Origin of the sequence: Chitinophaga sp. CC14 (assembly GCF_048957795.1) — a bacterium.
GTDB classification, from domain to species: Bacteria; Bacteroidota; Bacteroidia; order Chitinophagales; family Chitinophagaceae; genus Chitinophaga; species Chitinophaga ginsengisegetis.
Genome location: NZ_JARBFY010000005.1, coordinates 335,788 through 356,415, shown reverse-complemented (window position 1 = coordinate 356,415; position 20,628 = coordinate 335,788). Strand labels below are relative to the sequence as shown.

Sequence of the window (20,628 nt, the reverse complement as noted above, 5' to 3'; positions counted from 1 at the left end):
GCAATGAAGCGACGAAGATAAGTTTTTTTGCCGTCGCTCACATAGTAAACTGTTATCTCATATAATTTTTCAGAAAAAATATATTTAGAAATGTATTTTTATCGCTTTCGCAATCGAATAATAACAAATGCAGCGTATTCATTATCGTTTAATCACCACGTTATCCCTGGCTTTATTTGCCTGTGGACAAGGGAACCAGCAGAAAAACGGGAACAAGCACGAAAAAGATTCTATTGCCATGCGGGAGCAGTTTGCTACTTCACCCGTACTGGATGGCAAAACCGCCATCGGGCACATGCAGGTTGATGAAGGACTGGAAGTACAGCTGGTGGCCGCAGAACCAATGGTAGTGGCGCCTGTAGCCATGACCTTTGACGAACGCGGACGCATGTGGGTAGTGGAAATGACCGGCTTCATGCCCGATACTGCCGGTACCGGGGAAGATAAACCCGATGGTAAAATTGTGATCCTGGAAGATACCAACCGCGATGGCGTAATGGATAAACGCACCGTATTCCTCGACTCACTGGTACTGCCACGGGCCATATGCCTGATAGAAAACGGGGTACTGGTAGCCACACCGCCGCAATTGTGGTTTATTGAAAACAACAGCGACAAACCCGGCAAGAGAACACTGGTGGATGACCAATACGCTGCCGGCGGAAATGTGGAACACCAGCCAAACGGATTGTTGCGCGCAATGGATAACTGGATCTATAACGCAAAATCGGATAGGCGTTACCGTAAGGTGGGAGATAAGTGGCTGAAAGAACCCACGCATTTCCGCGGACAATGGGGCATTACGCAGGATGATCACGGTCGTCTTTACTATAATAACAACTCCGAAAACCTGCTGGGTGATTATTTTTCCCCGGGACTTGGTGGCACCAATCCGCAACAGAACAATGCCGATGGTTTCGACCAGAAAATAGTACCCGATAACCGCACGTATCCCGCGCGTCCTACGCCCGGCGTAAACCGCGGTTACCAGAAAGGTTCGCTGGACGATAGTCTCCGCCTGGTGAAATTCACCGCCGCCTGTGGTCCGGTGATTTACCGCGCTAACCTGCTGCCGGCTACCTATGCCGGAAATGCCTTTGTAGCTGAGCCTTCGGCCAACCTGATCAAAAGAAATATTTTATCAGACAGCAGCTACATCGTAAAAGGTGTACAGGCGTATCAGCGGAAAGAATTCCTCGCCAGCACCGATGAACGTTTCAGACCGGTGGACCTGCGTACCGGCCCGGATGGCGCTTTGTATATCGCCGATATGTATCGCGGCATCCTGCAACACAAAACCTACCTCACCGAATACCTGAAGAACGAAATAAAGATGCGTAACCTTACGCAGCCACTGAACTGCGGACGTATTTACCGCGTTATTCCTGCCGGCAGTAAACCACAACAGGTAACGTTTGAACTTACGCCCGCCTTCCTCGGTAAAATGCTTGGTAATGAAAATGGTATTTTGAGAGATAAAGCGCAACAGCTCATCATTGATCAGCACTTAACCACGATGGCGCCGGAACTAAGGACCATGCTGAAAGACGCGGCGCATCCGCTGACGCAGATCCACGCCCTCTGGACGCTGGAAGGGCTGCACAGTCTTACCGCAGAAGATATCAGCGGTATCTGGCAACAGCCGGATCCTGTGTTGAAGATGCAGGCACTGGCAGCATTGCCGGCTGTATTAAACAGCAGCAGTATCAAAGCAACAATAGCGGCACTGGACTCCCTGTCGGATAACCCATACCTGGCGCCGGTTGTAGCCTATGTATTGCCTGTGGTTGGAAAACTGGATAAAGCCGCCGCCACCCGCCTGGAAGATAAAATGATAAAAACGTATGCCCCTGACCGTTATGTGGCAGCAGCACTGGTAAATAACGCGGCAAACCGCGAAGCGGCATTGCTGAAACAGGTAATTGCCTGGAACCCTGATACCACGCTGGTGTTGCGCCGGCAGCTGGAAACAGTGCTGAAGAACATGGACAGCAAAGCCAATGCGAAAAAAATGGAGGCATTGCGGAAAGAACTGCCACGGGGATATAAGATTTTCAATACCGTATGTCAAACCTGTCATGGTAAAAGCGGGGAAGGCATTGCTTCTATGGCGCCGCCGCTGAATGAAAGCAATTGGGTAAACGGCAACAAGAAAGCATTTATATCTATTGTATTATACGGCCTTACCGGCCCGGTGGAAGTACACGGCAAAGTGTACAAAGCACCGGAAATAAATGGCGATATGCCGGGCATCGGCGCCAGTGATGAATTCAGTGATGCAGATATTGCACAATTACTGACGTTCCTGCGCAGTGCCTGGAATAATAAAGCCGATAAAGTTTCTGCTGCAGATATCCAGCAGGTGCGGAAGCTGAACAATGGCCGCCAGAAGCCTTTCACAGCGGGAGAATTAACGAATTGACCGTTTGTTGTAAATAAAAGCCTTATCTTTGCCGGATACAATTATTTATTAATTGAATCCGGCAACTAACATATTAGTCTTACTCAATACACCCCGTGCATCCAAATGCACGTGCGGGTTCCTGTTGCCGTTCTTATCCTGCCCCAAAGACTTCAACAATTAAGCCCGGGCAACTTTTAGTACATAAAGTGTTGTACCCGGGGGGATAACTACCTGCGTAGTTTTATTCCGCTAGTATTTTCCAAAACAATCTTATAAAATCAGTTTTATGAATCATCGGATAGCACGATGGGCAGTTTATTTTTTATGCCTGTTGCTGGATGTGAGCGTGGCTGCCAGCCTTTATCGCGGTTATTTAAGCGGATGGATCCTGTTACCGGTAGCGGTAGGACTTACCCTGCTGACGATCTACGACCGGCTGCAGGGTAAGCATGCGTTGTTGCGTAACTACCCGTTACTTGGCCGGTTGCGTTACCTGCTGGAGCAGATCAGACCCGAAATGCGCCAGTACTTTTTTGAATCGGATACAGACGGGCGGCCTTTCAGCCGCCGTCAGCGTGCAGTAGTGTACCAGCGCGCAAAAGACGTAAAACAAACCGTTGCTTTCGGCGCACTGGATAACATGTATGAACCCGGCTATGAATGGGCCGCCCATACTGCCTTTCCAACGAAGGTAAAACCGGAGTCGTTAAGGGTAAATATCGGAAATGAACAATGTGATAAGCCATATAATGCCAGCCTGCTGAACATCAGCGCCATGAGTTATGGCGCATTGAGTAAAACGGCCATCGCTTCCCTGAACGGAGGCGCGCAGATAGGAGGGTTTGCCCATAACACAGGAGAAGGCGGGATTAGTCCTTATCACCTGCAGCATGGCGGCCACCTGATCTGGCAGATCGGCACCGGCTATTTCGGTTGCCGCGATGAAAAGGGAGATTTCTCTCCCGAAATATTTGCCGCTGCGGCAGCAGCACCAGCTGTAAAAATGATTGAAGTGAAACTGAGCCAGGGCGCCAAACCCGGCAAGGGCGGGGTATTACCGGCAGCGAAGAACACACCGGAAATTGCAGGCATCCGTAAAGTAAAGCCGGGTGTGAGCGTGTTATCGCCCGCCGGTCATACGGCCTTTAGCAATGAGTATGAGATGCTGGCCTTTTTACAGCAGCTGCGTAAACTTTCCGGCGGTAAGCCTGTGGGGTTTAAGCTGTGCGTAGGCCGTGCGGACGAGTTTGAGCGTATTTGTATTGCGATGATCAACACGGGTGTTTACCCCGACTTTATCACCGTAGATGGTGCAGAAGGTGGCACCGGCGCGGCTCCGCTGGAATTTACCGATTCCATCGGGATGCCTTTGTATGATGCACTGGCTGTAGTGGTAAACCTGCTGAGGCATCACCAGCTGAAGCAACATGTGCGCATCATTGCCAGCGGTAAGATCATTACCGGCTTTGATATTATGAAAGTACTGGCAATGGGGGCGGATGCGTGTTACAGTGCGCGGGGAATGATGCTGGCGCTGGGATGTATCCAGGCGTTGCAGTGCGACAGCGGCAGCTGTCCCGTAGGCGTGGCTACGCAGGATCCGCATTTGTACCATGGCGTAAATGTGGCCGACAAAAAGGTACGTGTGGCTAATTATCACCGCAATACTATTGCCGCATTGGCAGAGCTGATGGGCGCCTGCGGATTTGCTGATGCAGAGAAGGTAGACCCTGCAGCCATGTACAGGCGTGTAACAAGAACGGATATACGATCTTATGAAGAAATATATGCGCCGGATCACAACAGCAAAGCGGGAGCATCGCTGTATCCGGGGCCATCTGTAAACAACTGACATAAAACCCGGTTATCATGAAAAAGAAACAGATTATTGTGTCCCTACATGATTACGAAATCCTTAAAACCCTGTGCTATCATGCACCGGGTACCGATAAGCTGAGAGAAGAGCTCGACAGGGCCACTGTTAGGAAAGGTAAGGTGCCAGCCGATGTGGTACAGGTAAACTCCACCCTTAAATTCAGGGATGAGCGTAGTGGGGCTATTAGAAGTGTACAGCTGGTATTGCCGGCTGCCAGCAATTTACAGCTGGGTAAGTTATCGATCCTTTCTCCCATAGGCACGGCCTTACTGGGATATAGCACGGGGGATGTTATTGACTGGGAAGTACCTGCGGGAAAAACGCAGCTGCATATCCTGGATGTAACAAATCCGGAGGGGAGCGTATAAAAGAGGCTATTAGTGTTAGCGATCAAATATGTATCATAGGAGCGAAAAAAGCCCTGGCGTCTGCCAGGGCTTCCTTTTTTATTGATAAGTTATTTTGTCGCCGTATTTGATGTGATACTTGTCGCAGAATCCACCGTTTACTTCCAGCACGTATTTAGCCTTTTTGAAAGAAGGAAGACTTTCTTCCGACAGGGGTGTCGCGTATTTCTGAATGGACACAATTTCCAGTTTATCATCTATGTAGATAATATCAAGGGAGATGTAGGTGTTTTTCATCCAGAAGGCGCGTTCTTCCATGTCGGGGAAAATGAAAAGCATGCCCTGATCATCTGTCATGGATTTGCGGTACATCAGCCCATCGGCGCGCTGTTCATCTGTTTGGGCCAGCTGGATATCTATTTTCCGCAGGGTATCTGCTCCTGATTTGGAAACGAATGCCAGGGCGCCTTGTTTTTTGAACGCGATGCCGTTGGAAGTTTCACCGGCAGTTTCCGTAGTGGCGGCCGTGTTGGTGCCGGCAGCTGCGGAACTGTTGGTGTTACTGTTGTTCTGATGACAGCCAGCGATATATAAACTGGCTATCAGGATACATTTCAGGTGTAATTGCATAAAACAGCGATACTATTTGGTCAGTAGTTCTTCGTCTGAAAAAACTACATCTGTGTAATCTCTTATTTCGTTGTACACGGTATCTCTTTCCACGGGTCTTCTGCCGGCCTGTTTGATGAGCATGGTGAGCTGGGCGGTGTTCATAGAAGGGTTTTGTTCTTCCGAACCGGCCATAGAGTAAATTTTGGTGGTATCATCTATGGTGCCGTCCAGGTCATTCACACCGAAAGACAGGGTAAGCTGTGCGGTGTTTCTTCCCAGCATAGGCCAGTAGGCTTTCAGGTGGGGGAAGTTATCCATGTATAAACGTGCGATGGCGTACAGCCTGAGATCTTCCACGATGGAGGATTCCGGGATATGCGACATATCGTTGCCTTTATTACGGAACTTCAGCGGAATGAAGGTATTGAAGCCACCGGTTTCGTCCTGCAGGGAACGTAAGCGTTCCATGTGGTCGATGCGGTCGGCAAAAGATTCAACATGACCGTACAGCATGGTGGCGTTGGTGTGCATGCCGCGGTTGTGGGCAGCTTTATGAATGGCGAGCCATCCGTCGGCATCAACTTTATCGTGACATATTTTAGCGCGCACTTCTGGTGCAAATATTTCAGCGCCGCCGCCTGGCATGGATTGCAGGCCGGCTTCGTTGAGAATACGCATACCTTCTTCTATGCTTACTTTGGCTTTGCGGAACATGTAATCCAGTTCCACAGCAGTAAATCCTTTGATGTGCAGGTCCGGACGGTGTGCCCTGATCTTCTGGATCAGTTCCACGAAGAAGTTGAGCTGCATTTTTGGATGTACACCGCCAACAATATGTACTTCTGTAACGGGTTGGTTATCGTATTTTTTAACGATGTCCATCATCTGGTCGATACTCAGTTCCCATCCGTCTTCCCTGTTTTTATACAACCGGGAATAGGAGCAGAAGTGGCAGGTGAATACACAAACGTTGGTAGGTTCGATATGGAAGTTACGGTTGAAGTAAGTCTTGTCACCGTGCATTCGCTCGCGTACCAGGTTGGCTAACGCACCCAAAAAGCCGATATCGCCTTTTTCAAATAAGATCAGCCCTTCTGCGGGTGTAATTCTTTCCTGTTGGAGGATCTTTTCTGCAATGCCCTTCAATGCTGCGTCCAGGTTGGGTTGCTGAAGGAGCGTTTGAACAGCCGGATAATCTTGTCTCATCGTCATCTTACTTTCATTAATTTGATGGTGTTGGCCCTGTTCCTGTAAATTAATTTTACAAAATAAACACCATTTGGCTCATTTACCAAATTAAAGGTCAGCCGGTTGCCGGCGCCGATAGCTGCGGCCGGGCGGCTCATAATAAACTGTCCCTGTACATTGTAAATGGATACCTGCAGCAGGTCTTCCGGTATTTCCAGGAATGTTACCCAAACAATACCGTCTGTAGGGTTGGGATTCACCAATACTCCTTTTTCACGGAGGGTTTGATTCACTGATTTGGTGACAATATTAATATTATCAATATAAATGTTATTCTCTGAGTTTGAGATGTTTCTGAAGGCTACCTGGAACTTTCCTTTATGACTTACAGTGGTCAGATCCACAGAATCCCGGCGCCATTCGGTGGCGGTAGGGATGTATTCTGTTTGAACAGCTGTGGGGCGTGTAATAAGATTCGGCCCCCATTTGGAATACAGGACCTGGCCGGTTTCGCGGCAGTCGTTGGTAACCAGCACCTGCAGGGTATCCCATGCGTTTCCGGTGGCAGCGGGGTCGGTAAATACGGCTGCGGCTACATCGAAAAAGAGGAATACGGAGTCTGCGCCCTTTGGATCAATGACCGGTGTAATGAGGTCATCAGTCTGGTCGTTGGTATTGTATCCGAGGTTGCGTATGAGGGCGGAAGCGCTGCTGCCTTTGCCCACATTCCGCACGCGTTCCCAGGTAAAGCTGTGGTCAGGATTATAGAGGTCCCAGCCCGGGGGCGGGAAGCTGTCGTTTTCAAAGCCCTGTTCAAAAGGCAGGGTGGCTTCCGCATCATAACGGAAACGGATATCCGCTGTATCGTTGGTAACGTTTCCATCCGGCTGGCCGTTGGGCGATTGCGTATATGCTTTCAGGTTATAGCTGCCGATTGCCACATTGGAAGAAGGAAGTGTTACGGTGGTTTGCTGCAAACTGGCCAGGTTGCCTGCCCACTGGTAAGAAGTAAGGGCGCCGTTGTTTACCTGGTACCAGATCCTCACGGCAGTGAGGGCATTGGCGCCGCGGTTACGCAGGGTTACTACCGGTGTAATATTGTTGTTGCATATCTTGCCATCCGGGGCGTTGATGCTTACCAGCGAGGCGTCGTTATTCACCATAACAGGAGGTACGCAACCGTTGGACGTTATCAGGCTGGCGGTTGTATTTTCCAGTACAAAGCGCATGCGATCCACCTGTCCGGCGGTAAAGAGGTGCATACAGGCGTCATCGGTATAGTCCATGTAGTTCATGAACATTATGCCCGGCGAGGTGGTAGTGCAGTTGTCGAGCCGCGGAAAGGAGGGGCATCCATACGTGTTGTCGCCTTGCACAGGTGTATCGGTGATACCATCATCAACGGTACATCCTCCGTTATCATCTCCCCAAATATGTTTTAACCCGAAATAATGGCCTATTTCATGCGTGGCGGTTCTGCCGAGGTTGTAGGTACTGCCTACGCTGCCGGTAGTGCCAAAAGCGGTGTATTGCACCACTACGCCCTCTTGTTCAACAGGGTAGCCGGTACCCGGAGGGGCGGCCACGCCGAGGTAATTGCCGGAAAGGCGGGTAACCCAGATATTGAGGTATTTGCTGTGATCCCAGGCGTCGGAGCCGCCGGTATTGTTGTACTTGGCGTCTGCCGCGGCGTTGCTGATAGAAAAGCTTTGGCCGGCAGCTGTTTGTACCCTTACAATGCCATTGGTAGGTTCATCGTCGGGGGTTCTTTGGGCGAGGCAGAAATTGATGCGGCTGTTGCCGATCCGCGCCTGCCATACTGCGGGCACCTGGCTGATATCGGGATTGGCGGCGTTGTAATCCCGGTTCAGGGCATCGATCTGTGAGGCGATCTGCGCATCGGTTACCAGCGCAGGATTATCCAATACTACGTGGACCACCACGGGAACAGATACTGTTTGCGGAATGGCTTCCACCATTGCCCGCAGCTGTTGCCGTTGCTGGCCCAGCATCATTTTATTTTCGTTATTCTGTATAATATTTTGAAGATAAGGAATTTCTTTTACCCGCTGTTGCAGTGCTTCGGCGGTGCCGCATTTACGTTGACCGTTGGCCGTAGCGCAATAAAAAAAGGTAACCAGGGCGAGGATATAGTGACGCAAAAAAATAGATTTTGGCTTTGAAGATACGCGAAAAATCGCCTTCGGCGATGAAATTGTCCTGGAGCAGGATTAAATTGATTACACTGATTTAGCTGATTTGATTATGTGTTGATTTTTATGGATTTTATAAAAGATAGAAGTGGATTTTGTCTTTCCCGCTGATTACGCTGATCAGGAGGATTTTTTTCTTTGGGAGATGGGGTATTTACGGATGATATGAACAGTAGATAGCACATGCTTTGCATATACTTTTGAGATGCTTTACACATGCCTTTGACGTGCTTTATACCTGCCTTTGATGTGGAGATGACGTGGACTTGATCGGTAATGTGTTGTGTATCAATACGCTATAAGGGGTTTCAAGACATTCGTTAGATAGGTTTCATCAGAGAAAGAAACTGGATATCAATGCTTTAGACACATTATAAAGATAAACAAAATCCGCTTCTATCTTTTATAAAATCCATAAAAATCAACACATAATCAAATCAGCTAAATCAGTGTAATCAATTTAATCCTGCTCCAGGACAATTTCATCGCCGAAGGCGATAGATACCTGCAAAAAAAAGCGCTCCGGATCAAACCGGAACGCTTTCAAAACTCAGTTTTTATAAAAATTACATATTGGCCTGTATTTTTTTATCCAGTACGGATTTAGGCACAGCACCTACCTGTTTGTCTACAACCTGACCACCTTTTACGAAAAGGATAGCAGGGATACTGGTGATACCGTAGTTTACAGACAACTGAGGATTCTGATCCACGTTAACCTTTCCGATATTTACTTTACCTGCGTAATCTTTAGACAGTTCTTCGATTACCGGACCGATAGCGCGACAAGGGCCACACCATTCTGCCCAGAAGTCAATAACAGTTAATTTATCGGAATTCAGAACTTCCGTTTCAAAGTTCGCATCAGTGATTTCTAAAGCCATATTCTTTGATTTTAAAATGTTTTTATTTTAACGATTGTTTTGATTTTTATGATTATGTTATATTATGATCAAATCTTGATCCGAGTGCAAATTACTGCATTTTTGACATCTTACTTATTGATTATCTCTATATACACATCGATATCCGGCTGTTTGTGAAGGAAACCCGCCAACTCGTCATTCATCTCTATATTCCGGTTAAAAGTATGCAGTTTTGCCTGGGTTTGATCGTCGCGGTCGGTCAGGTGTACATGCAGTACGCTGTTGCCCGGGAAGCGGTTTACATTGTCTACCAGGAAGTCTACCATCTCCTTTTTGATGAACTTGGGCATCGTGTTCAGGTATACCTGCTTGGTGTGGGTTTTCTTTACTTCCTGTAACAGCTGGATGCTGCTTACTTTGAACTCATATTCATTGTCGTTAAACCGTTTGGATTTGAAGCCGCCGTTGATAAACAGGCAAAGGCCCGGTTTCAGGTAGGGGGCAAAGCGGATGAAATCTTCACTCCACAGGGCAAATTCAAACTTACCGGTGTAATCTTCTATGGTCATCACGCCAAACTGGCGGTTATTGCGGGAAATCCTCTCCTGGGCGTTGGTGATATATACCGCCAGGCGGAAATTGCGTTCCCGGGAGCGGCCACCGTTGCCGCCCGGCTGGGCTATTTCGGTCTGATATTCCACCAGTTCCTGCACGGAATTCATGTGGTAATGCTTCATTTCAAAGCGGTAGTCATCCAGGGGATGGCCGGAAATGTAGATACCGGTGATATCCCTTTCGTTGTTGAGCTTCATGATCAGCGGCCAGGCGTCGCAGGCCGGGATCTTTGGCGGCTCCACATCGGGGAGGTCGTCGGCGCCGAAGAGGCTGCCCATGTTGGAAGAGCCTGCTGTTACCTGCTGCCCGAATTTCACAATCTTATCCAGGCCGGTGAGCTGTTCGCCTTCCGGTTTGTGGAAATACTGCGCACGGTGCAGTTCAGGGAAGCTGTCGAAAGCGCCCGACATTACCAGGGCTTCCAGTGATTTTTTATTTACAGCGCGTTGATTAACGCGTTTGATAAAGTCGAAGATATTTTTGAAAGGACCATCCTTTTTACGTTCTTCCAGCAGGTTTTCGATGGCGGCTTCACCTACGCCTTTCAGGCCACCAAGACCGAAACGTACCTGGCCCTGCTTATTTACAGCGAAACCTTTGAAAGATTCATTCACATCGGGCGGCAATACGTCGATGCCCATGCGTTTGGATTCTTCCATGAAGAAGGTGATCTTTTCAATATTGCTGGCGCAGTTCAGTACGGCGGCCATGTATTCGGAAGGGTAGTGGGCTTTCAGGTAGGCCGTTTGATAGGCCACGAAAGCATAGCAGGTGGAGTGGGATTTGTTGAACGCGTAGGAGGCGAACGCTTCCCAGTCGGTCCATACTTTTTCGCAAACCTTTGGATCGTGGCCGTTTTTGGCGCAACCTTCCATAAACTGCGCCTTCATTTTATTCAGTACTGCGATCTGCTTTTTACCCATCGCTTTACGCAGTACGTCCGCGTCACCTTTGGAGAAGCCTGCCAGTTTCTGGCTCAGCAACATCACCTGTTCCTGGTATACCGTGATACCGTAGGTATCGTTGAGGTATTCCTCCATTTCGGCGATATCGTATTGCACCGGTTCCAGTCCGTGTTTACGGCGGATAAAGGAAGGAATGTACTCCAGTGGTCCCGGGCGGTACAGGGCGTTCATGGCGATGAGGTCATCGAACCTATCGGGTTTCAGCTCGCGCAGGTATTTCTGCATACCGGGCGACTCGAACTGGAACGTAGCGTTGGTTTCGCCTTTCTGGTAGAGGTCATACGTTTTGGCGTCGTCCAGCGGGATATTATCTATTTCGATGGAGATGCCGTGGTTCTGGCGGATCAGTTCCAGCGCGCCTTTGATGATGGTAAGGGTTTTCAGCCCCAGGAAGTCCATCTTGATTACGCCGGCAGATTCAATGATGCTTCCTTCAAACTGGGTTACCAGCAGGTCGGAGTCTTTTGCAGTAGATACGGGGATCAGGTCGTACAGGTCCTGCGGGGCAATGATGATACCTGCCGCATGGATACCGGTGTTACGCACGGAGCCTTCGAGTACGCAGGCTTCGCGGAGTACTTCTGCCTGGAGGTCGGTGCCTTTGATGAGTTCCCGCAGCTTTTTCACGTTCTCAATGTCTTCACCGGCAAGACCTTCCTTATCGGCGAGGCTCTTTTCACCTTCGAGAGGAGCGTTGAAGATACGATCCAGCTGGATACCGGGTTTATCCGGAACCATTTTAGCGAGGATATTGGATTCTATCAGGGGGAGGTCCATTACGCGGGCCACGTCCTTGATACTCATTTTGGCGGCCATTGTACCGTAGGTAATGATCTGTGCTACCTGGTTGCGGCCATATTTCTGTACAACGTAATCAATTACTTTCTGACGGCCTTCATCATCGAAGTCCGTATCAATATCGGGCATGCTCTTACGTTCCGGGTTAAGGAAACGCTCAAACAGGAGGTTGTACTTGATGGGGTCTATATTGGTGATGCCAATACAGTAGGCTACGGCCGATCCGGCGGCCGATCCACGACCCGGACCAATAAATACGCCCAGTTCACGGCCTGCCTTGATGAAGTCGGCCACAATGAGGAAGTAACCGGCAAAACCCATGTTTTCGATTACCTGCAGTTCAAAGTTGATACGTTCTTCAATATCGGCGGTCATTTCCATATACCGGGTACGGGCGCCTTCATAGGTGATATGGCGCAGGTACTGGTCCTGGGTAATAAATTCTTTCGGAATAGGGAAGTTGGGCAGCAGGATATCTCTTTTAAGATCCAGCAGCTGTACTTTATCTACAATTTCGTTGGTATTATCGATGGCCTGTGGAAGATCATGAAACAGTTTGCTCATTTCTTCCGTTGTCTTGAAATAGAACTGGTCGTTATAAAAAGCGAAACGCCTGTTCTTTCCGCCACCACCACTATCGTCGTCAGAAAAATCTTTATTGGTAGGGGTGCTTTTCTTTTCACCGGTGTTAATACAAAGAAGGATGTCGTGCGCGTTGGCATCGGCCTGGTCTACATAGTGGGAGTCGTTGGATGCGATCACCTTTACATTATACTTCTCTGCAAAGCGGAGCAGTACTGCGTTTACCTGTTCCTGTTCCGGAATACCGTGGCGTTGTAATTCTACATAAAAATCTTCTCCGAAAATATCCAGCCACCAGCGGAATTCTTTTTCTCCTTCTTCTTCTCCTTTGCGCAGGATGATCCTGGGTACAGAAGCGCCGAGGCAGCAGGTGGTGGCGATGAGCCCTTTGTGATATTGTAATACGAGTTCTTTATCGATGCGGGGATACTTACCATACAGTCCTTCCATATAGCCCAGGGAGCAAAGTTTGATGAGGTTGCGGTAACCTTCATCATCTTTTGCCAGTAACACCTGGTGATAACGTACATCTTTTTCTTCCCTTGTAAAAGCTCTCTTGTGGCGGTTTTCCACTACATAGAATTCGCATCCTACGATGGGCTTTACTTTTAGTCTTTTATCTTTCGGATCGCCCGGATTTAATTTATTGTTGTATGCTTCTGCCACAAACTGAAATGCGCCAAACATATTACCATGATCTGTAATCGCCAGTGCGGGCTGATTGGAAGCCATCGCCTTTTTATACAGCGATTTAATGTCGGCTGCCCCATCCAGTAAAGAGTATTGGGTGTGAACGTGTAAGTGGGAAAAATTCATCTGCTAATCTGTTTCGTCAAGCGACAAAAGTAGGGATAAAAAATCAACTGTGATTAATGATTTAGTTGATTGTATTTCTGTCTGTCATATAAATCATATTAATCGCAGTTGTAAATCCCTATATATTTGTATTTTAGCGAAAATTTAGCCAGAGCTTATGATCAGAGTAAAGGGACATCTACTTGTGAAGTTATCGATATGTGCATTATCGCTCAGTTCCTGCGCTTCATTAAAGAAAGGTACCGCTAATAAGAAACCTGCCACCACACCAGCCACTGCCAACAACAACCGTATTGAATTTATAGATGGTATCGCTACCAGCCGTACCTCCCGCAATAATACTTCTCACTATAACAGCAAAGATGTAAGCATCAGTAAAAACATTACCAGGGGCAGTGCCAACCTGGAAAATGCACAGAGCTGGCAATTTAAATATGCGCAGTTACTGGATGTGGCTGTAGAAGAAGTACTGAACCAGAAGCTCTACAGTTTTATTGACGACTGGTACGGCACACCTTACCGGCTTGGCGGCAAAACGAGAGACGGCATCGATTGTTCGGGGTTTGTGAATACCCTCATGAACACCGTGTTTCAGCTGGGCCTTTCCGGGAACTCCACCGACCTGTATTCACAGGTGAAAAGATTAAAGCCGCATGACCTCCATGAAGGCGACCTGGTATTTTTCAGGATCCATCATAAACGTATTTCCCATGTAGGTATCTACCTGGAGAATGATAAATTCGTACACGCATCTACCAGTGCCGGCGTCATGATCAGTGATCTGAAAGAGCCTTACTGGAAGCGTTATTTTGCCGGCGGAGGAAGACTATAGCCACTTCTACACATTTGTTTTATTGTTAATTTTATACGATTTTTACCGTTTTAACCTAACAACTGCGCTGCGCAGTACTTTTTCATATCATGGAATTTGCTCCCATCGTATTATTTGTATACAACCGGCCAGAGCTGACCCTGAGCACTTTACAGCATCTGAGTGAAAACAGGGAAGCAGAGGAGAGCACCTTGTATGTTTATTGCGATGGCGCAAAAGAAGGCGCTTCCGAAGAACAACGGCAGCTGATCAAACAGGTGCGCGACATCGTGCATAGCCGGCAGTGGTGTAAGGAAGTGATTATTTTAGAAGCGACAAAGAACAAAGGACTGGCTACCTCCGTGATCGACGGGGTAACAGAAGTGATTGGCAGGCATGGGAAAATAATTGTATTGGAAGATGATCTTACAGTATCTCCCTTCTTCCTGAAATATATGAACGATGGGCTCACAAAATATGAGCACAACGAAAAGGTAATGTCGGTGCATGGATATCTGTATCCGTTTAAGATGCCGGCAGATTACAACGCCTCTACTTTCCTGGTGCATGATCCGGGCAGTTTGGGCTGGGGTACCTGGCAACGGGCATGGAATAAGTTTGAGCGGGACACCGACGTGGTAATTGCCAAAATAAAAGAACAGGGTTTGAAAGCAGCGTTTGATTTCTGGGGAGCTTATCCTTTCTTCCGGATGCTGCACCAGCATAAGCACGGGAAAGTAAGCTCGTGGGCTATCCGCTGGAGAGCCACCGCCTACCTGCACGACATGCTTACGTTATACCCGGTAAAATCGCTGGTAAGGCATGATGGCAACGTGGCCTCGGCTACGCATCATTATAAGGAAGAGGATTGGCTGTATACAGACATTTATCAGCATCCCATCGCGGTAGATGACATTCCCGTAAAGAATAATTTGCCGATGGAAAAAGTGTTTGCAAAATTCCTGCGGGCGAATGCCGGTATGACGATACCTGCGAAGATTAAAAACAGGCTTAAAAAATACTGGAGAAAAATAACCGGCCATGCTTAAAGTAATCAGGAAGATATTCAAAAAGATGAAACGGGAAGTAATATCTCCTGTTTCCTGGGATAATTTAAGAAGATTGCAACCGCTTGCCACCGGCTTTGGCTACAATCGTGGTACCCCGGTAGACCGGCACTACATTACCTCTTTTCTCAGTGCCCATCGTGCCGATATTCACGGGCAGGTACTGGAAATAGCCGAAAGCAGTTATTCAAAGCAGTTTGGTACCAACGTGAGCAGCTATGAAGTACTGCATGTGCAGCCAGGTAAAGACGTGACCATCATCGGCGACCTGACCAACAAAGCATCGCTGCCGGCCAACTATATCGACTGCTTCATTTGTACGCAAACATTTAATTTCATCTACGATTTTAAGACAGCCATCGAAGGAGCGCATCATCTGCTGAAGCCGGGAGGCGTATTACTGGCCACACTGGCAGGCGCTACACAGATCTCCGTATACGACGAACAACGTTGGGGCGACTACTGGCGGTTCACCATACAATCGGCTGCGAAAGTTTTCGGCGAAATTTTTGGTAAAGACAATATCGAAATCATTTCTTACGGCAATGTACTCACCTGTACGGCTATCCTCCAGGGAATTACCGCAGAGGAATTATTGCCGGAAGAAATGGATTACCGCGATCCGGTATATCCTATTATCATTGCGGTGAGGGCAAAGAAAGCGTAACGATTAAAAACTGTACTATTATCTAATGGGAGACCTGAGTAAAAAAATATTTTCAGTGGTGCACTATGTGGCCAACAAAGTGCAACAGCCGGCGGTTATTTTATTGTACCACCGGGTCACCACCCTGCAGCAGGACCCACAGGACCTCTCTGTTACGCCGGAACACTTCAGCTCACACCTGGCGCACCTGGCCACCGATTACAATGTGCTGGATGCCGAACGGTTCCTCTATCATGTTAAAAACAAAAAAGCCTTTCCGGAACGTTCCGTATTTGTGACGTTCGACGATGGCTATGCAGACAACTACCTGGAAGCATTGCCTTTACTGACGAAGCACCAGGTGCCTGCCCTGTTTTATATCACTACCTCTAAAATCAATACTGCCTACGAATTGTGGTGGGACGATCTCGAAAGAGTGCTGCTCACACCCGGTAACCTGCCACCTGTTTTACAGATCACCATCAACGGGCAGCCGGCGCAATACACCACAGATACGCTTGCGGCTATACGCGAAACATACTACGCGTTGCAGCAGGTGCTACGTTTCTGTAAGCCTGCGGAAATTGAATTGGCCATGCAGCAGTTGTACGAATGGTCCGGCAAAACCGCTACCGGTCGCCCTTCCCACCGGTTAATGACCTGGGAAGAAGTAAAAGCGATGGGCGATGCCTCCTATGCTGCCATTGGCTGCCATACCCACCGTCACCCGGCAGTGGGCATGCTGACTTATGAAGAGCAGTATACCGAAATAGGGATGTCCAAAGAAATACTGGAAGGCGTACTGGGCACTCCACAGGTACATTTTTCCTATCCTTTTGGCGGCAGGAAGTTCCTCGGCACCAAACGCTATTACAACGCAGACAGTATCAAAGCCTGTAAGGCTTTGGGTTTGCAGATGGTATGCGCCAACTATCACGGACAGGTACACAGCTGGAGCAATCCGTATGCACTGCCCCGCATCCTGGTGCGCAACTGGCCACCGGATGTATTCCGTAAACAAATGCAACAGTTCTTTAAATACTAGCTGGTGAAAGTACTTTTTATCAATAAATATGAGAACAGCGGCGGCGCTGCCATAGCGGCGCAAAGGATTGCAGCCGGGCTGGCGGAGTATTATCATACCGTCAATGATTTCCTGGTGGGCACCCATACCGCTTCTTCCCGTGCTACCGCTACCCGTCCGGGTGCGGTGCGGAATGTTATTGAAAGAGGACTCAATGTACTGAGTAACCGGGCAGGACTACAATATTTATATTTTCCTTTTTCCACTTCTGCCATCATGCGGCACGCACAGGCTTATCAGCCTGATGTGATCAGCCTGCATAATATTCACGGCGGATATTTTGACGCCACCTTATTACCGCGCTTATCCGCTATAGCGCCTATTGTGTGGACCCTGCATGATATGTGGGCCATCACGGGCAACGCGGCGCATACCTTCGGCGACACTTCCTGGAAAAGCGGCCTGGCCGGCAAAGGGGAACACAAACGTGCCCCTGCTATGGGATTGCCTACCGGCAATTATCTCATAAAGAGAAAACAAAAGCTGTATGCAGGCAGTGATCTGCATATTGTTTCGCCTTCGCGGTGGTTGTACGATATGACCGCTGAAAGTCCGCTTACCAGGAACAAACCGTTGTATCATATTCCCAATCCTATCGATACGGATTATTTCCGGCCGCAGGATAGAGCTGCTTCCCGCCAGGCACTGGGCCTTCCGGCAGACGCATCTGTGATCACTTTTGTATCCGAGCGGTTGTTTAACAGCGAGTTTAAAGGCGGCGCAGAACTGCTGCATATTTTACACCTGCTGGATGCACAGCTGGACCGGAAAGTATACCTGCTGATGATAGGTAAAGATCAGCTGCCCGGAACATTTAAACACCTGGAATGCGTGTATACCGGTTATGTGAAGGAAACCGGGAAAATGATGCAATGCTACAGTGCCAGCGATATTTTTTTCTATCCCACCAAGGCGGATAACCTGCCCAATGTGCTGATAGAAGCCGGTAGTTGTGAAACTGCCTGTATTACCTTTGATGTAGGCGGATGCCGGGAAATAGTGCAGGACGGCGTAACGGGGTATGTGGTTGCACCCGGCAACCAGCAGGAGTTTGCCGCAAAAACGCTGCACTTGCTGAACCATCCGGATACCTGCCGGCAGTTTGGCAAAGCGGCCAGAACATTTACAGAACAGCATTTTGGAATGAAAGTAGTAGCCGGACAGTACTATCACCTGTTTCAATCAGTGGTCAGGAACCCGCAATAATCAGATACATGAACAAAGCATCTTCGCCGGTATTAAGCATTATTACGGTATGTTTTAATGCCGAGAAATTTATTGAGAATACCATCCAGAGTGTGCTGGCGCAAACTTACCCGCACATTGAATACATCATTGTGGACGGCGCTTCACGCGATAATACAATGGGAGTGATCGAAAAATACCGCTCCCGTATTGCCACGGTGATCTCTGAAAAAGACAATGGTTTGTACGATGCCATGAATAAAGGCATGCAACTTGCTACAGGCGGATACCTGTTGTTTCTCAATGCAGACGATGTACTGGCATCGCCCGATGTGATCAGCAACATGTTCGCCACCTGTGAAGATGCCGATGTGTATTACGGAGAAGCCATGTTTATGGATGAGAACGGGCAGGACATTGGGTTGAGATCTGAACAAACACCGCACCAGGTACCGGAGCAACTGACCTGGAAAAGCCTGAAACACGGCATGGTGGTATCGCACCAGGCATATGTGATCCGCCGCAGTTTGAGTCCGTTATACGATTTGCAGTACCGGGTTTGCGCAGATATTGACTGGATGATCCGTACATTGAAGGCATCGCGGAAGATATGTAACACGCACCTGGTAGTGGCGAGGTTCAGGGTGGGAGGCACGTCCAAGCAGCACCAGCAGCTGGCGTGGAAGGAGCGTTACCGGATATTGAACCACTATTACGGTAAGCTGGCCAACCTGGTAAATCACCTGTTTATTGCAGGCAGGTACCTGGTTCGCAAAAAGTACTGATTGTTCCGTAAAATGAACCGCAACGGATATCGTATATTGAAAATGATGTCTATCTTGTGACGGTCGTCTTTCTGCGGAAAGTGAATGATTTAAAAAATTAAACCATTATAATGAATCGCATTGCTGTCATTAAATCTTTGTTGCAGAGAACAAAGGCCAAAGTTTACGTTGAAATAGGAGTAGATACCGGGTATGTGTTCTTTTCACTGAATGCGCCGGTAAAAGCAAAAATTGCTGTAGATCCTGAATTCAGGTTTTCCTTCAGGGCCTGGTTACGCACAAAGCTGAGACCGGGCAACGCCAAATACTTCCAGGTAACCAGCGACCAGTTTTTTGCAGATCAGAAAGAGATGCTTCGCCGGGATGGTATTGATGTAGCATTTGTAGATGGTTTACATACTTACAAGCAATGTTACCAGGATATCGTTAACTGCCTGGAATACCTGAACGACGGTGGTTTTATTGTGGTGCATGATGTGAATCCTCCCAATGCAGCCTGCGAATCGCCGGTAGGCGCTTCACAACAGGAAGTGCTGGCAAAGGCTGAAAGAGGGGAAATTCCCGACTGGACCGGCGCCTGGACCGGAGATGTGTGGAAGTCGATTGCCATGCTGCGCACCCGTAAGGATTTGCAGGTGTTTACCATCGACAGCGACTGGGGCATCGGTGTTATCACCAAAGGCACTCCGGAAAGTGTACTGGATGTAAGCATACCGGCCATTGAAGCCATGAGTTATGCCGATCTTGAAAAGAACCGGTATGAACTGATTAACTTAAAACCTTCCCATTACTTCTTTGAATTCCTGCAGGAGAAATACAGAAAATAGCCGGAATGAAAAAGGTATTTGTTGTTATTGTCACCTATAACGGAGCGAAGTGGATACATCAATGCTTTGGCAGTTTACGGTCGGGCAGTTATCCGGTGCAAACGATCGTAGTGGATAATGGCTCAACGGATGCCACCATTCCTATGCTGGAAGCGGATTACCCGGAAGTAACACTGATCCGTTCAGGCAGGAACCTGGGATTTGGACAGGCCAATAATATGGCTATTAAACAGGCGTTGCAGCAGGGGGCGGATTATGTTTTCCTGCTGAACCAGGATGCCTGGACAGAAGAGAACACCATTGCCGTGTTGATCAATGTAATGGAGCAACACCCCGAGTATGGGATCGTAAGCCCGGTGCATCTGAGTGGCGACTATAGTGGTATGGATGCAGGGTTTGCACAGTACTACAGTGTCAGTCAACCTGCACCCGGAGAACCGGTAAAGGACATATACCCCGTGGAATTTGTAAATGCCGCCGCCTGGATGATGAGTAAAGCCTGTCTGCAAAAAGCAGGATTGTTTCACCCGGTATTTTTTCATTATGGAGAAGATAATAATTTGGCGCAGCGGGTACTTTACTACGGGTTCAGGATAGGTGTTTGCCCGGCAGTAACCATTTGCCACGACCGCCACGCCCGTAAGGAAACTGAAGAGATGATCATTAAACATTACAAGGTGTACGGGTTGGTTACCTTAATGGATATACGAAGAAGAAACCTCTTTATCGCTTATCTGAAAGCGCTGAAAGACCTGGGAAAGCCGTTCCTGCTGGCATTGGCGAAGCTGAAATGGGGCAATGCGTGGAAAATCATCCGCACTTATACCAGTTTGATATCCCTTTACCCGGTAGTAAAAAAAGGCAGAAGCGAACAATAACAAAATATTATATAAAAGAAGAAGGGCGGAGAATCATCTCCGCCCTTCTTCTTTTATATAATA

Annotated in this window: 16 protein-coding genes; 11 read left to right on the top strand and 5 right to left on the bottom strand. The window is 48.3% G+C overall.

Annotated elements, in window-relative coordinates:
- The first annotated feature begins 127 nt into the window (after positions 1–127).
- From PV783_RS21055 to PV783_RS21045, 3 genes are all read left to right on the top strand, one after another.
- Complete coding sequence (locus PV783_RS21055) at positions 128–2,422, top strand: DUF7133 domain-containing protein (RefSeq protein ID WP_420989450.1); 2,295 nt, start codon at positions 128–130, stop codon at positions 2,420–2,422.
- Positions 2,423–2,690: 268 nt separating this feature from the next.
- Positions 2,691–4,256 (top strand): FMN-binding glutamate synthase family protein, encoded by a 1,566-nt coding sequence (locus PV783_RS21050; protein ID WP_420989449.1) that lies wholly within the window; start codon positions 2,691–2,693, stop codon positions 4,254–4,256.
- A gap of 17 nt (positions 4,257–4,273) precedes the next feature.
- On the top strand, positions 4,274–4,648 hold the full coding sequence (locus PV783_RS21045) for a GreA/GreB family elongation factor (protein ID WP_079472835.1): 375 nt from the start codon (positions 4,274–4,276) through the stop codon (positions 4,646–4,648).
- Between the two features lie 78 nt (positions 4,649–4,726).
- Here PV783_RS21045 and PV783_RS21040 read toward each other — a convergent pair whose 3' ends face one another.
- From PV783_RS21040 to dnaE, 5 genes are all read right to left on the bottom strand, one after another.
- Positions 4,727–5,257, bottom strand: coding sequence for a DUF192 domain-containing protein (locus PV783_RS21040; protein WP_420989448.1), 531 nt, complete (start codon positions 5,255–5,257; stop codon positions 4,727–4,729).
- Positions 5,258–5,269: 12 nt separating this feature from the next.
- Positions 5,270–6,451, bottom strand: coding sequence for an aminofutalosine synthase MqnE (gene mqnE, locus PV783_RS21035; RefSeq protein ID WP_079472837.1), 1,182 nt, complete (start codon positions 6,449–6,451; stop codon positions 5,270–5,272).
- The gene (locus tag PV783_RS21030; protein ID WP_420989447.1) at positions 6,448–8,589 is read right to left on the bottom strand and encodes a M43 family zinc metalloprotease; all 2,142 of its coding nucleotides are present in this window, start codon (positions 8,587–8,589) and stop codon (positions 6,448–6,450) included. Before PV783_RS21030 ends, mqnE begins: the two co-directional genes overlap by 4 nt.
- A 617-nt stretch (positions 8,590–9,206) precedes the next feature.
- The gene (gene trxA, locus PV783_RS21025; RefSeq protein WP_079472839.1) at positions 9,207–9,524 is read right to left on the bottom strand and encodes a thioredoxin; all 318 of its coding nucleotides are present in this window, start codon (positions 9,522–9,524) and stop codon (positions 9,207–9,209) included.
- Positions 9,525–9,634: 110 nt separating this feature from the next.
- The gene (gene dnaE / locus PV783_RS21020; protein ID WP_079472840.1) at positions 9,635–13,282 is read right to left on the bottom strand and encodes a DNA polymerase III subunit alpha; all 3,648 of its coding nucleotides are present in this window, start codon (positions 13,280–13,282) and stop codon (positions 9,635–9,637) included.
- A gap of 157 nt (positions 13,283–13,439) precedes the next feature.
- Between dnaE and PV783_RS21015 the strand changes: the two genes are divergently transcribed.
- The 8 genes from PV783_RS21015 to PV783_RS20980 all read left to right on the top strand — a co-directional run bounded on the left by PV783_RS21015 (position 13,440) and on the right by PV783_RS20980 (position 20,565).
- Positions 13,440–14,114 (top strand): C40 family peptidase, encoded by a 675-nt coding sequence (locus PV783_RS21015; RefSeq protein WP_111579676.1) that lies wholly within the window; start codon positions 13,440–13,442, stop codon positions 14,112–14,114.
- An 89-nt stretch (positions 14,115–14,203) separates the two neighbouring features.
- Entirely contained in the window at positions 14,204–15,142 is a 939-nt protein-coding gene (locus PV783_RS21010; RefSeq protein WP_420989446.1) for a hypothetical protein, read from the top strand.
- Complete coding sequence (locus PV783_RS21005; protein WP_420989445.1) at positions 15,135–15,827, top strand: methyltransferase domain-containing protein; 693 nt, start codon at positions 15,135–15,137, stop codon at positions 15,825–15,827. Before PV783_RS21010 ends, PV783_RS21005 begins: the two co-directional genes overlap by 8 nt.
- A gap of 25 nt (positions 15,828–15,852) precedes the next feature.
- Positions 15,853–16,851, top strand: a complete 999-nt coding sequence (locus PV783_RS21000; RefSeq protein ID WP_420989444.1) for a polysaccharide deacetylase family protein — start codon at positions 15,853–15,855, stop codon at positions 16,849–16,851.
- A gap of 3 nt (positions 16,852–16,854) precedes the next feature.
- Complete coding sequence (locus tag PV783_RS20995) at positions 16,855–18,096, top strand: glycosyltransferase (protein WP_079472845.1); 1,242 nt, start codon at positions 16,855–16,857, stop codon at positions 18,094–18,096.
- A gap of 8 nt (positions 18,097–18,104) precedes the next feature.
- Positions 18,105–18,860: a glycosyltransferase family 2 protein gene (locus PV783_RS20990; RefSeq protein WP_363439390.1), complete on the top strand. Its 756-nt coding sequence runs from the start codon at positions 18,105–18,107 to the stop codon at positions 18,858–18,860.
- Between the two features lie 110 nt (positions 18,861–18,970).
- Positions 18,971–19,687, top strand: a complete 717-nt coding sequence (locus PV783_RS20985) for a class I SAM-dependent methyltransferase (protein ID WP_079472847.1) — start codon at positions 18,971–18,973, stop codon at positions 19,685–19,687.
- Between the two features lie 5 nt (positions 19,688–19,692).
- A complete protein-coding gene (locus tag PV783_RS20980; protein WP_420989443.1) occupies positions 19,693–20,565 on the top strand; it encodes a glycosyltransferase family 2 protein in 873 nt (290 codons plus the stop codon).
- The last annotated feature ends 63 nt before the right edge of the window (positions 20,566–20,628 follow it).